Origin of the sequence: Bradyrhizobium sp. USDA 241, from assembly GCF_049739505.1 — a bacterium.
Lineage (GTDB): Bacteria > Pseudomonadota > Alphaproteobacteria > Rhizobiales > Xanthobacteraceae > Bradyrhizobium > Bradyrhizobium liaoningense.
On record NZ_JBMGPZ010000005.1, the window covers coordinates 2,816,883 to 2,830,586 of the forward strand.

Below are 13,704 nucleotides of genomic sequence, written 5' to 3' on the forward strand. Positions count from 1 at the left end.
CAGCGGTGCGCTGCAGAGCCGGGGCCCATCTCTCAGCCAACAGCGAGCATTCTGGGTCCCGGCTCTGCGCAGCAACGCTGGCGCGTTGCAGCGCGTCCGGGACACGAGACAGCTCTCCTACAGCCCCGTCGACGCCTCGATCCTGAACTGCGCCAGCGCGCTCTCCGGGTCGCTTTGCGAGAGCTGCATCAATTGCATGAGCGGGACCATGGCGCGGGGCGTGAGCTTGATGCTCAGTGTCTGCCCCGACGTTTCCACGAAGCCGGCCAGCGCATCGATCGCCATTCTCACGTCGGCATTCGACGCCGCGATCTTCTCGCCCTGCGCCCGGATCATCTGGACGATGGCGTTGCGCGCGGTGTCGCGGCTGACATTCTGCATGCGCGAGAACTGCGCCACGACGAGATCGACGACGCCGCCGTCGCGCAAGGAGAGCTCGATCGCGCCGGTCTCGACCTGCGCCGCCTGACCCATCGCCTCCATCGGGGCAGTCGCGGTGAACAGGCCGCGCGGCACATTGGCGAGCGCGAAGCGGGCTTGCGCCTTGGCGAGGTCGCCGAGCTCGATGCTCGCCGGCGCGAGCGCGAACGCGCCGGACGATTCCGTCCAGGCGGCGCCGACATCGAGGTCGATCGCGAGCTTGTCGACACCCGCCATGATCAGCGGCCGCAGTGCCGGATTGGCGGTATCCGTGGGCGTGACCATCTTCACGACCAGATTGGCCTTGCTGGGGATCGAGCCGACCAGCTGGCCCCAGTTCAGGCTGATCGTATCGATGGTAACGAATTGACGCGTGTTCTTGTAGGGTGAGACAACGCCCTTGATCTCGGCGCCTTGGAGCACCCGGAACAGGCCCAGCATCTGGTCGGGCGAGGGCGGCTGCCCGGGAGTTTTGAGGCTTGCCGCCCAGCGCATCAGATTCGCGGCGCTGAAGGACTTCAGCGCGAAGCGTTCCATCTTGAGCTGCCCCTGTGGCAGCGGCATGTCGAGGCCTTCCAGCGCGATATTGTCCGGATCGTATTTGACGGCGTTGATCCGCCCCGTCCCTTGCGGCGTCTCGACCGTTTGCCTGCCGATTTCGACCTTGCCGATCTGAAAGCCCTCGAAGAAGTCGGCCACCTTCTCGATCATGTCGCGCGACTGCGCCGGCGTCGGGATCGAGCCGTCTGCCGGCACGAGTGCGATGATCTCGGCCGGGCGGAATTTCGAGGGCCGGATCGCAATGTCGTCGAAGGTGATGCCGTCGACCTGCACGCGCACGCCCGGTGCCGTTGTCGCCACGTATGAATTGGCCGAGATGCGTCGATAGATCCTGTGGAAACCGTCGTCGCTCGACCCTGGCTGATCGAGCGCGGCCCTCACGGCGGTTGCGTCGAAATCGTAGGCGGCCAGACCGGACAGCTCGCCGTTCAATTTCGTGGGCTTGCCCGGCTGGGCCAAGTCGATCGTATAGGTGATGCGGTCCGTCTTCGCCGTTTCGACCTTGCCGCGGTTTACGTTCTGGACCGCCACACCCGAATAGGAGCTATGGCGGAATCTGGGTGATGACGGTGTGAGGAAGGCGGCGTATCGAGGCGGGTGACGAGCCTGCCAGAACCTCTCGAGGAGAGCGATACGCCATGACCGAGACTACCAATGTTCTTGCTTTCCGTCAGCCGTCCGCGGTTGATGATCCACTGACCGATATCGTTCGTGCCGGCGCGCGGGACCTGCTTGCCAGGGCGATCGAGATCGAGGTTGGCGCGTTTCTGGCCAGCACGGCCAATCTGACGCTGCCCGACGGTCGAGCGCGCCTGGTCCGACATGGGCACGGTCCGGTGCGCGAGATTGCGACCGGCATCGGTCCGGTGGAGGTCGCTCGTCCCAAGGTCCGCGACCGCGGAGCGAGCGGGCCAGGCGACCGCCTCCGCTTCAGTTCGGCAATCCTGCCGCTATGGGCGCGGCGGACGAAGAGCCTGGATGCCTTGATCCCGGTCCTCTATTTGCGCGGCATCTCGACCGGCGACTTCCAGGAGGCGCTCTCGGCGCTGCTCGGCAAGGATGCGCCGAACCTGTCGCCTTCGGTGATCGCCGGCCTGAAGGCCGATTGGCAGGTCGAGTACGAACGCTGGCAGAGACGCGATCTGTCGGCGCGTCGCTATGTCTACATCTGGGCCGATGGCGTGTACCTGCAGGCCCGCATGGAAGATCACAGCGAATGCATGCTGGTGCTGATTGGCACCACGCCGGAAGGCAAGAAGGAGCTGATCGGCTTCCAGGTCGGCGTGCGCGAGAGCGCGCAGAGCTGGCGCGAACTCCTGATCGACCTGCGGCAACGCGGGTTACGGATTGCCCCGCAACTCGCCATCGGCGACGGCGCCCTCGGCTTCTGGAAGGCACTGGACGAGGCCTTTCCCGGCACGCGGCACCAACGATGCTGGTGCCATAAAGTGAGCAACGTACTCGACAAGGTCGCCAAATCCGTGCAGGGCCCCATGAAGAACGACCTGCGGAACATCTATCTGGCCCCACACCGGGCCGAAGCTGAAACCGCGATCGACGTCTTCGTCGAGAAATACCACGTCAAATACGGACGTGCGGTGGAGTGCCTGATCAAGGATCGCCATGCGCTGCTCGCCTTCTTCGACTTCCCTGCTGAGCACTGGATCCACCTACGCAGCTCGAACCCGATCGAGAGCGTCTTCGCCACGGTGCGCCACCGAACGGTGCGGACCAAGGGATCGCTGTCGCAACAAACTGCGAAGCTGATGGTGTTCAAGCTCATCGACGCCGCATCGAAGACCTGGCGGCGATTGAAGAGCACGAACCAGTTGCCGAAAGTCATCGCCGGTGTAAAGTTCATCGACGGAATCGAAGTCATTCCGAACACTGAAAGCCACGCCGCCTGATCAGGCCGCGTCACCCAAAATCAGCCATAGCTCCCCGAATAGACGTAATCTCCGCTGCCGGTATTGCCGGTGCCCGCATCGACGTTGACCGCGACGGTCGGGACCGCGATCGAGGATGCCGAGACGGTTGCGTATTGCGCGAGCATGAAGCGGTACATGTCGATGATCGAGCCGGACGGCGGAGCGTTGGCTGCACGGGTGGGACCGGAAAAGTCGCGCGCGCTGATCTGCGGGATCTTGTAGTTCGCCTTCACCGTTGTCCGCTCGGTGGATGTGAAGCCGACCTCGACCCCCGACGCTTCAATGCTGTCGGCCGAGAAATGGGCTTCATCTGGCTGGCGTACACCGACGGCCGTGACCTTTGCGACCTTGACGTTGGCGAGCAGCGGCTGGGCGGGCGCGACGTCGATGTCCTCGATCGTCAGCGTCCGGGTCGCGAGCTCGAACGTGATCTTGCCGTGGCTGGCCTTGCCGCCGCCCGAGCGCATCTGCTCGAAGGCTGCCTCGACCTCGCTGGTGGCCCGGTGCCGGACGTAGAGATTGAAGCCGAACCATCCGCCCGCGCCGAGCACGGCTGCCACGATCAGGCCGATCAGGATTCGCTTCATTCCCAGCTCCAGTTGCTCGTTCTACACCGCGCAACCTGCCATATTCGGCAAAGGCCGCGCGGTCCAGGGAAAGCTATGGTTTTCAGACAGTTGACTGCGCGCCCTGTTGATGGGGGCGCAATCGGATGTTGCCACCGGGGCACCCGGCGTGCTTCATCCCGTTTCCATGACCCGGAAATACCGTTTCGCTTGGGCGGCAGCTCCGGATCATGCATTTCGATGCCGGTAACGTGAGGCGAGACTCCGCATGTCGTCCTATTCTGATGATCTCCACCAGGCGGCGCTCGCCTATCATCGTCTGCCGCGCCCCGGAAAGCTCGAGATCCAGGCAAGCAAGCCGCTTGCCAATCAGCGCGACCTCGCGCTTGCCTATTCTCCGGGCGTTGCCGCGGCCTGCACCGAGATCGCCAAGAACCCGGCCGAGGCGGCCACGCTTACCACCCGCGCCAACCTGGTCGCGGTGGTCTCCAACGGCACCGCGGTGCTCGGCCTCGGCAATATCGGCCCGCTGGCCTCCAAGCCGGTGATGGAAGGCAAGGCGGTCCTGTTCAAGAAATTCGCCGGCATCGACGTGTTCGACATCGAGATCGCCGCCGACACCATCGACCGCGTGGTCGAGACCGTCGCGGCGCTCGAGCCGACCTTCGGCGGCATCAATCTGGAAGACATCCGCGGTCCGGAATGCTTCGAGATCGAAACGCGCTTGAAGGAGCGCATGAAGATCCCGGTCTTCCATGACGACCAGCACGGCACCGCCATCATCGTCGCCGCGGCGATCACCAACGGCCTCAGGCTGAACGGCAAGAAGCTGTCGGAGGTCAAGATCGTGGCCTCGGGGGCAGGGGCCGCCGCGCTCGCCACGCTGAACCTGCTCGTCTCGATGGGCGCGCAGCGGAAGAACATCTGGGTCTGCGACATCGACGGTCTCGTGCATGAGGGGCGCAACACCTCGATGGACCGCTGGAAGGCGGTCTATGCGCAGAAGACCGACAAGCGCACGCTCGCCGACGTCATCGGCGGCGCCGACATCTTCATCGGGCTCTCGGCACCCGGCGTGCTCAAGCCCGAGATGGCCAAGGCGATGGGCGACAAGCCCTTGATCATGGCCCTTGCCAATCCCGTGCCAGAGATCATGCCGGAAGAGGCGCGAAAGGCGCGCCCCGACGCCATGATCTGCACCGGCCGCTCCGACTATCCGAACCAGGTCAACAACGTCCTCTGCTTTCCCTTCATCTTCCGCGGCGCGCTCGACGTCGGTGCCACCGCGATCAACGAGGAGATGAAGCACGCCGCCGTCGAGGCCATCGCGCAGCTCGCGCGCGAGGCGCCGTCGGATGCGGTCGCGCAGGGTTTTGACACGGGCGAGACCCAAGGCTTCGGCCCGGGCTCGCTGATCCCAAGTCCGTTCGACCCGCGCCTGATTCTGCGCATCGCGCCGGCTGTCGCCAAGGCGGCGATGGAGTCGGGTGTCGCGACGCGGCCCATCACCAATTTCGACGAGTACACTGCGCTGCTGGAGCGCTTCGCCTTCCGCTCCGGCCTTGTCATGAAGCCGATGTTCGCCAAGGCCAAGACCCAGCCGGTGCGGGTGATCTATGCCGAGGGCGAGGACGAGCGCGTGCTGCGCGCGACGCAAGTCGTGCTCGAGGAGAACCTGGCCCGGCCGATCCTGGTCGGCCGTCCTTCGGTCGTGGAGGCGCGCATCAAGCGCTTCGGGCTCTCGATCCGCGCCGGCAAGGACTTCGACCTCGTCAATCCCGAGGACGATCCGCGCTACCGCTCCTATGTGCAGTCTTATGTCGAGGTTGCCGGCCGTCGCGGCGTCACGCCGGATGCAGCCCGCACGGTGGTGCGCACCAACAACACCGTGATCGCCGCGCTCGCGGTGACGCGTGGGGAGGCGGATGCCATGCTTTGCGGCGTCGAGGGCCGCTACATGAGCCATCTGCGCCATGTCCGCGAGATCATCGGCTTCTCGCCGGGGATCAGCGACTACGCGGCGCTTGCGCTGCTGATCACCAGCAAGGGCGCCTTCTTCATCGCCGACACGCAGGTTCGGCCCAACCCGAGCGCGGAAGAGCTCGCGGAGATCGCATCGCTCGCCGCGGTCCACGTGCAGCGCTTCAACATCAAGCCGAAGATCGCCTTCGTCTCGCACTCGGATTTCGGCAGCTACGACACCGAATCCTCGCGCAAGATGCGGCGGGCGACCCAGCTGTTGAAGGAGAAGCATCCGGAGATCGAGGCCGACGGCGAGATGCAGGGCGATACCGCACTCTCCGCCGCTGCGCGAAGGATGGTGCTGCCGCACTCCAAGCTGGAGGGCGAGGCCAACATCCTGATCATGCCGACCCTCGACACCGCCAACGTCGCCTATCAGATGATCAAGTCGCTGGCGGACGCGCTGCCCGTCGGCCCGATCCTGGTCGGCCCGGCGCACCCCGCGCATATCCTGACGCCGTCGGTGACCGCGCGCGGCATCCTCAACATGACGGCTGTTGCAGTCGTCGAAGCGCAAGAGCGCGCCGCCCGGCAGCAGCCGACGTTGTTCACTTAGTTGCTTCGTACCCCCTCAAGATATTTAGGGAGCGCTCGCTCGGCAAACTCGTCATGCCCGGGCTTGTCCCGGGCATCCACGTTCTTCGTCCCGCGAGGCAAGCCGTGGATGGCCGGGTCAAGCCCGGCTATGACGCCGAGAGCGTTTTGGCCGATCACACTGCTCTCGGTTCGATCCCGCTAAAGCATGATCCGGAAAAGTGCGTAGCGGTTTCCCGAAAAGATCATGCTTAAACAACAACCTTAAGCGCGATGACGAGTCATCCTAATCGCATCGCGCTCTAGGGAGCGCCAACCGAACGGAGCGCCGCTCCCTTTTGAATTCCTCGCAGTTCTCCATTTCCCTGTTTGAAAACCGCGAACGGACTCTTCATAATCCCCTCAAGCGTTCCGTGCTGTAGCGCTTTGCCAAGAGGCCGATCATGCCAGCGTTCGTGACTTTCGGGCGAATCCTGTTCGCCGTGCTGTTCATCTACACGGGCGCGACCAAGCTCTTTGCCATTCAGGCGACCGCGGACTTCATCGCCACCAAGCTCGTGCTGCCCGATGTCATCGCGCCTTACGCCACGCAGGTCGAGGCGGCGACGGCCATGACGACGCCGCAGCTGCTGGCGATCGCGGTCGGCGGACTCGAGGTCATCGCAGGGCTGATGATCGCGCTGAATCTTGGCGCGCGCTTCTTCGCGCTGCTGCTGATCATCTACGTCGCCGTCGCGACCGTCCTGTTCTACGATTTCTGGAACCAGACCCCGCCGGACAACGCCAAGATGCTGGTCGACGCGCTCAAGAACCTGTCGATCATCGGCGCGCTCTGCATGATCATCGGCTACGGCCGCGCCACGCGTCCGGCCGAGGCGGCCTACGGCGACGTGTAGCGATCAATGCGCCCTTGGGGGCGCGATCTCGCGCATCCAGCGGGAAATCGTTGCGCTGTTCGTTGCATCGGTGCCGTGCTGCAGGCCAAGCAATGCGGCCTCGCGCGCTGCGCGGGGCGTAATGCCGTAGGCTGCCTTGAACGAGCGCGTGAAATGCGCGTCGGTGCCGAGCTGCCAGCGCCGCGCGACCTCGCTGATGCGCGGACCACGCGAGCCCGAATTGGCGAGATCGAAGAACGCGCGGTGCAGCCGACGGCTGCGAATGTAGTCCGCGATGCCGCCGACGGGCGCGAACAACCGGTACAGTGAAGCCCGGGACAGGCCGAAATGGGCCGCGATCGAATTGGCCGACAGATCCTCGCTGGCAAGGCCAGCCTCGATATATTGCCGAATCCGCATCAAGGACGGGCTCGCAGTGACGGTATGGTCGGCGTCGCCACGTTCGAGCTCGTTGCGCAGGCACGCGGCCAGCAGCGAAACCGTGCCCTCGACCACCGATTGGCATTCGTCGAGTGTCATGCGGGGAGCAAATTCGACCAGAGCGGTGAGATGTCCCGCCAGCAGCCTTGCGATCACGCTGGTGCCGGGCAGGACCAGGCCGTGCAGGTCGTCGACTCGCAAGAGATGGGTGCCGAACATCGGGCGCGGCACGACCAGCGTGATGTTCTCGAAAGCCGTCGCCTTGGTCTCCAGGGTCTGGGCGAGGTCGAACAGGCAGATGTCGCCGGCGCGCACACGGATCGGCCGGGTGCCCGCGACGCCGTCATAGCCGCCCTTGAGATAGAGCTGGAGAATGATGTGGTCGACGCCGCTGCGCGCAATCGTTTCGGGGGTGCGGCGGAAACGCTGGCCGCTGGCGCGGCTCAGCCCGATCAGCACCGGCCCCATGGCGTAGGAGCTGATGTCGGCGCGAAACGGGCCCGGTTCGTCGGCGGCGAGCTCGTCGACGTCGAACAGCGTGGCGACAGATTCTCGCCAGGCGGCGACGTTCGCATCTGCCTCCATCCGATCGGCAGTGAAGCCGAATGCCGGTAGCAGGGACGAAATCGGGGCTGCATCATCAGTCAGTCCGGAGGCGTCTGTCGGACCTGTCGTCGTGCAGTCGTCGTTCATGGTGTCCGTGGTCGCGTTGGGGCCGGAGCCGGCCAGCCGGGCCAGTCATCGCAAGGATTTCCGGAGGTCGCGGAGGGCTTCGGCGGGAGACCCGAGCCCTGGCGTATATGGTGATCATTCCGCAGAGGGAAAGCGGCTCGTTTGTGTACCAATGTTGCCGTCTCGGGGCGGGCAGGCGTCTTCCGCCACGATCCAGGCCGTCCAGTTTTGCGCTTTTGTCTCAGTCTATTGATCCGGTGTTTCTCAGTCGTCAGCCCGTATTGACGCGGCGCCGCGGACGTTGGCTATAGCGCCATGACCGCCGTCGGGGCCGATTATCGGGCCTCGGCCAATATGCTAGCCGGCTTTGCGCTGGCCGGCGGCGGCGCCAATTTTGCTTGATAAACCGGCAGAATAGACAAAGGTGTCTTGATACCGATACTGTGCATGGGGTTGTTCCTCCGATTCTTACCGGAGCCTCGTCCCACCGGTGTGAGCGAAAGCCAGCCGGCCATGCCGGGAAGCTACGCCGGCCGCCACGGCGTCACGGTCACCTCATGTGCCGCGTCGAGCACGTACGGGGCGCCCGGCTTCAATCCGTGCGAAGCCAGCACCTCGTGAGGCGTCCGCGCCGGCACGCCGCCGAAACAACCTTCGCCGCCGGGCAGCCGCACATGCGGGGCTTCCGATAGCCAGAACGCGTCGTAGCGGTCCATGAACATGTCGAACACGACCGGACCGCCGATGATGGCGATCATGCCGGAGGCGACGTCCGCGAAGGCGCAGGCCTCATCGAAGCTCGCGTGCTGCGGATTCCACAGCGTCGCGTTCGGCATCTCCGGGTCGACGGTGAGGTCCCTGATCTTGCGGGTCAGGATCAGCCGCTTGCGCTTCGGCGAATTCGGCTGCTGCTCGTGCGAGTGCCGGCCATGCACGATCAGCGCGGCGCGATCGAGCGCCTGCTCGAAGAACAGCTTGTCGGCTTCGAACTTGAGGCTTTCGGGCATCACGCGATCGGCGTCGGCAAGCATGCCGTCCGCCGAGACGATGACGTAGCCTTCGATACGGAAAGACAACGGCCTTCTATTCGGAAACGGTCGTCACCACGGAATTGACCGGGCGCTGGCTCACCGTCGGCAGCTTGGCGTCCTTGAGCAGTTCCTGGTCGTATTCCGGCAGTGTCGATGCCGGGAACTTGGCGCGCATCGCCACCACCTTGTAGCCGCCGGCCTTCAGCCGCTTGAGCAGCTCGGGCAGGGCCTCCGCGGTGTGCTTCTGGAAGTCGTGCATCAGGATTATGCCCTTGCCCTTGGTCTCGAGCTTCTTCATCACGGTCTCGACCACTTTCTCGGGCTTGGAGGCCTTGAAGTCGAACGAGTCGATGTCGCAGGAGAAGATCGCGACATTGCGGTTGCCGAGATAGGTGACCATCTCCGGCGGATGCTGGAGCGCCGGGAAGCGGAAGAACGGCGAGGGCGAGATGCCGCCGAGCGCCCATCTCACGGCGCTGAAGCCCTTCTCGATCTCGTCCTTGCGCTGCGCTTCGGTGAGCTTCTTGTTGTTGAGATTGGCGTGCGACCAGGTGTGGGCGCCGACCGTATGGCCGGCTGCGTAGACCTGCTTCAGGATCTCCGGCTCATAGGTCGCGTGCTTACCGATGGAGAAGAAGATGCCGGTGGTGCACTCGTCGGCGAGGGCCTTCAGCACCGCGGGCGTGTTGCGCGGCCAGGGGCCGTCGTCGAAGGTCAGCACCACTTCCTTGTCGCGCAGGAAGTCGAGCTCCTTGAAGTGCTCGAAGCCGAAGCCGGGACCGCCCGTGGTGTCGATCTCGACTGTGCGGGCGACGCCGAGCGCGCCCGGCGTGTTGCAGGCCGCGCGCGCCGGCTGCGGCGGCTGCTTGGGCGGAGGCGGATTGACGAATCCAGCTGGCGCGGCGCCTGTCGCGGGAGCGGCGGCCGGAGCCGTCGCGGGCGCCGACGCGACCGGCGTCGCCGCCGGTGCGGCTTGCGTCGCGGCTGCCGGCTTTGCGGCCGGTGTCTGCGACCATGCTGCGCCGGTCATCGCAACCGACATCGCGCCTGCCAGAATCAGTCCTGCCGCCACACGCATGGTGTTGTCCTCGAGATTGGCCCCGTTGTCCCGCCGCGGCTCTTCGCCTGTGGCAAAAACCATCCTGCCCCAAACGATCCTAGCCTAGATGGTGCGGCATCGCCATTGCAACGGCTGTTTGACGCGCCCCGACACTTGTGCCCAGCCGGATGGCGTACCTGCGTCAACTGTCGGCCAGCGCCCTGGCAATGGCCGTCTTGATTCGCGTGTCGGCCGGGTCGACCGCGGACGCAAAGACGTCGGCGATATAGCCGTCGCGGCCGATCAGGTATTTGTGGAAGTTCCACTTCGGAACTTCCTTCGGTCGCGCCTCGGCAGCCCATCTGTAGAATGGATGCGCCTTCGCTCCGACCACCACGGCCTTGGCCGTAACCGGGAAGGTAACACCATATTGGTGGTGCGCGGTCTCCGTGATCTCGCTCGCGCCGCCGGGCTCCTGAGCCCCGAAGTCGTTGGAAGGTACGCCGATCACGGTGAGCCCGCGGGGGCGGAAATCGTTCCATAGCTCTTGCAGGCCGGCATATTGCGGCGTGTAGCCACAGAGCGAGGCAGTGTTCACCACCAGCAGCGGTTTGCCGGTGAACGCGGCGAGGCGGATGTCGTCACCAGACAATGCGGGGAAGGAGAAGGCGTAGGCCGAGATCCGGCTCATGCCGCCATCGGCAAAAGCGCGTGCTGCCGGCGCGATCGTGCCAGCAACCGTTGCGACGAGCATGGTCCTGCGATTCATCATGACGGCGTCCCCCGAAATGATCCGGGCCGCATGTTACCCCGGCGGCACGACCGGACTGCTCAACACCGCGTTATCGGGAGCGACGAAGCCTAGCACTACTTTGGCAGATTGTTGATTTTGCCGCGTTTTATAGGATTGAACGAAGCCGCTGCCGCGGCGTGAGGGGCAAGGTGGCGTAGATCGCCTCCTGGCTGAGAGGATGTGGGTGTTAGAGCCCACCCCCTCAGACAGGAGTATGAGATGGCCGATTTGAGCCCTCTTCGCCGCCGCATGATCGAAGACATGACCGTCCGCAATCTGTCGCCGGCGACGCAACGATCCTACATCAGCGCGGTTTCGAAGTTCAGCCGCTATTTTGGCCGATCGCCTGACCGGTTAGAGCTGGAAGACGTCCGCGCCTTCCAGGTGCATCTGGTCTCGACCGGCATCTCATGGCCGGCGCTGAACCAGATCGTCTGTGCGCTACGGTTTTTCTACGGCGTCACGCTCGGCGAGGCACTGATCCCGGAGCGCATTCCCTATGCGCGAGAACCGCGCAAGCTGCCGGTCGTGCTCAGCGCCGACGAAGTGGTTCAGTTCCTCGAGGCCGTGTCCAGCCTGAAGAGCCGCGCCGCGCTCACCACGGCCTATGCGGCCGGACTCAGGGCCTCCGAAGTCGCGGGACTGCGGATCGAAGACATCGACAGCGCCCGCGGCGTCATCCAGGTGCGCCACGGCAAGGGGGCGAAGGACCGCAACGTGATGCTGTCGCCCCAGCTGCTGGGTATCCTGCGCACGTACTGGCGGCTCGCCCGGCCGCGGCTTTATCTGTTCCCTGGTCGTGACGAAGATCATCCGATCGATCAGACCGTGTTGCACGCCGCCTGTCGGTCTGCGGTGAAGGCTGCGGGCCTGACCAAGCGCGTCACGCTCCACACGCTGCGCCACAGCTTCGCGACGCATCTTCTCGAGAACGGAACCGATATCCGGATCATCCAGGTCTTGCTCGGGCACAATAATTTGTCGTCGACAGCGCGCTACACGCAGGTCGCCACCGATACGATCCGGGCGACGCAGAGCCCGCTCGATCGCCTGTCGCTGGCCGCGGCGGGATGCGGGTGATGATCCGCCCCGACAGCCGCTGCAACAGGCCCGCCATCGAGATCGCCGATATTCTGCGCCGGCATGGCGACACCTATCGCCGTGTACATGCCGGTCATCTCGGTCGGGTCGAGCGGCGCGTGATGAGCGCGATCGTGGCGTGCCGGACCGAGGCGCTCGGCGGCCACATGGAGGCTTGCGACGACTGCGGCATGACGCGGATCGCCTATAATTCCTGTCGCAACCGGCACTGTCCGAAGTGTCAGGGGCCAGACGAGCCGCGTGGCTCGCCGCGCGAGAAGCCGACCTGCTGCCGGTTCCCTATTTCCACATCGTCTTCACACTGCCGGCTCCGATCGCCGCGATCGCCTTTCAGAACAAGGCCATCGTTTATGCGATCCTGTTCAAAGCCGCCGCCGAGGCAATGTCGACGCTCGCCGCCAATCCACGCCGGCTCGGCGCCGGGATCGGCGTCGTCGCCGTCCTCCACACCTGGGGGCAGGCGCTGACGCACCATCCCCACGTCCACTGCGTCGTGCCGGGCGGCGGCCTCTCGCCCGATAGCGCGCACTGGATCGCCAGCCGACCAAACTTCTTCCTGGCCGTCAAACCGCTCGCCCGGCTGTTCAGACGCCTGTTCCTCGAACGTCTGACCGCCGCCTTCGACGCCAATCCACGCCGGCTCGGCGCCGGGATCGGCGTCGTCGCCGTCCTCCACACCTGGGGGCAGGCGCTGACGCACCATCCCCACGTCCACTGCGTCGTGCCGGGCGGCGGCCTCTCGCCCGATAGCGCGCACTGGATCGCCAGCCGACCAAACTTCTTCCTGGCCGTCAAACCGCTCGCCCGGCTGTTCAGACGCCTGTTCCTCGAACGTCTGACCGCCGCCTTCGACGCCGGCACCCTGAACTTCTTCGGCGATCTCGCATCCCTGGCCGAGCCTGCCGCCTTCGCAGCTCACCTCGTCGCTATGCGGCGCATCAGCTGGGTCGTCTACGCCAAACGGCCGTTCGGCGGCCCCGCGCAGGTGCTGGCCTATCTCGGCCGCTATACCCATCGCGTTGCAATCGCCAACAGCCGGCTCGTCGCCCTCGACGAGGATCACGTCGCCTTTACCTGGAAGGACTACCGCCAGAATGGCGCGACAAAGATCATGAAGCTCAAGCCCGACGAGTTCATCCGCCGCTTCCTTCTTCACACGCTGCCCGATGGCTTCCATCGCATCCGCCACTTCGGCTTCATGGCCAACGGCCATCGCGCTGCCAAACTTGCTCTTTGCCGCAAACTTCTCGATCGTGAGCGGACACCGCCAAACGATGGCGAGCCGTCGCCTGTGGATTCGGACGCTCTGGCGTGGGCCAAGGCTCCCGCCTGCCCTGATTGTGGTGGCGTCATGCGCATCATCGAGCGCTTTCGACACAGCTTCAGCTGTTCCGGCGCTCCCACCCAATCGTACCGGTGCGACACATCGTGAGCCAACTTATACCGTGCACGAAGATCGTCATTCGTCATTATGATCCCATCGTCTCGATCATCGCAGACGCTGCCGAATCCGTGCGGCCAAACAGCGCGATGGAAATTGTTCGATGCAGCGGGCCATCGATCGCTACAGCCGGTAAAATGCTCTCTGTCTCAAGTTGCCGCCATTGCGCAACCAAAACGTCGCCGCGTCAGCTCCGCAGTCTGCCGATAGCAACCCGCGATCTCAAACTATCCCCATAGCCGCACCACCGTGCATATTCTCCCGCGGCTTCGTTCAATCG

Annotated in this window: 10 protein-coding genes and 1 pseudogene; 5 read left to right on the top strand and 6 right to left on the bottom strand. The window is 64.7% G+C overall.

Going from position 1 to position 13,704, the window contains the following annotated elements:
- Positions 1–117 precede the first annotated feature (117 nt).
- Complete coding sequence (locus tag ABIF91_RS35450; protein WP_348522422.1) at positions 118–1,512, bottom strand: hypothetical protein; 1,395 nt, start codon at positions 1,510–1,512, stop codon at positions 118–120.
- 107 nt (positions 1,513–1,619) lie between these two features.
- Here ABIF91_RS35450 and ABIF91_RS35455 point away from each other — a divergent pair, with 107 nt between their 5' ends.
- Positions 1,620–2,888, top strand: coding sequence for an IS256 family transposase (locus tag ABIF91_RS35455; protein ID WP_038952271.1), 1,269 nt, complete (start codon positions 1,620–1,622; stop codon positions 2,886–2,888).
- A 20-nt stretch (positions 2,889–2,908) separates the two neighbouring features.
- Here the strand turns inward: ABIF91_RS35455 and ABIF91_RS35460 are convergent, their stop codons facing one another.
- The gene (locus ABIF91_RS35460) at positions 2,909–3,496 is read right to left on the bottom strand and encodes a hypothetical protein (RefSeq protein ID WP_028181750.1); all 588 of its coding nucleotides are present in this window, start codon (positions 3,494–3,496) and stop codon (positions 2,909–2,911) included.
- 247 nt (positions 3,497–3,743) lie between these two features.
- Between ABIF91_RS35460 and ABIF91_RS35465 the strand changes: the two genes are divergently transcribed.
- Both ABIF91_RS35465 and ABIF91_RS35470 read left to right on the top strand, forming a co-directional pair.
- On the top strand, positions 3,744–6,053 hold the full coding sequence (locus tag ABIF91_RS35465) for an NADP-dependent malic enzyme (protein WP_028181749.1): 2,310 nt from the start codon (positions 3,744–3,746) through the stop codon (positions 6,051–6,053).
- Between the two features lie 421 nt (positions 6,054–6,474).
- Positions 6,475–6,927, top strand: a complete 453-nt coding sequence (locus tag ABIF91_RS35470; RefSeq protein WP_028181748.1) for a DoxX family protein — start codon at positions 6,475–6,477, stop codon at positions 6,925–6,927.
- A 3-nt stretch (positions 6,928–6,930) separates the two neighbouring features.
- Here the strand turns inward: ABIF91_RS35470 and ABIF91_RS35475 are convergent, their stop codons facing one another.
- From ABIF91_RS35475 to ABIF91_RS35490, 4 genes are all read right to left on the bottom strand, one after another.
- Positions 6,931–8,040 carry a helix-turn-helix domain-containing protein gene (locus ABIF91_RS35475; RefSeq protein WP_028181747.1) on the bottom strand — a complete coding sequence of 370 codons (1,110 nt, stop codon included), beginning with the start codon at positions 8,038–8,040 and terminating at the stop codon, positions 6,931–6,933.
- 503 nt (positions 8,041–8,543) lie between these two features.
- The gene (locus ABIF91_RS35480; RefSeq protein ID WP_028181746.1) at positions 8,544–9,095 is read right to left on the bottom strand and encodes a dihydrofolate reductase; all 552 of its coding nucleotides are present in this window, start codon (positions 9,093–9,095) and stop codon (positions 8,544–8,546) included.
- A gap of 7 nt (positions 9,096–9,102) precedes the next feature.
- Positions 9,103–10,128: a polysaccharide deacetylase family protein gene (locus ABIF91_RS35485; protein WP_028181745.1), complete on the bottom strand. Its 1,026-nt coding sequence runs from the start codon at positions 10,126–10,128 to the stop codon at positions 9,103–9,105.
- A gap of 163 nt (positions 10,129–10,291) precedes the next feature.
- The gene (locus tag ABIF91_RS35490) at positions 10,292–10,861 is read right to left on the bottom strand and encodes a glutathione peroxidase (protein ID WP_028181744.1); all 570 of its coding nucleotides are present in this window, start codon (positions 10,859–10,861) and stop codon (positions 10,292–10,294) included.
- A gap of 240 nt (positions 10,862–11,101) precedes the next feature.
- Between ABIF91_RS35490 and ABIF91_RS35495 the strand changes: the two genes are divergently transcribed.
- Together ABIF91_RS35495 and ABIF91_RS35500 are read left to right on the top strand one after the other, a co-directional pair.
- Complete coding sequence (locus ABIF91_RS35495; RefSeq protein WP_035695117.1) at positions 11,102–11,962, top strand: tyrosine-type recombinase/integrase; 861 nt, start codon at positions 11,102–11,104, stop codon at positions 11,960–11,962.
- Positions 11,962–13,415, top strand: a pseudogene (locus tag ABIF91_RS35500) (IS91 family transposase). Before ABIF91_RS35495 ends, ABIF91_RS35500 begins: the two are co-directional and overlap by 1 nt.
- The last annotated feature ends 289 nt before the right edge of the window (positions 13,416–13,704 follow it).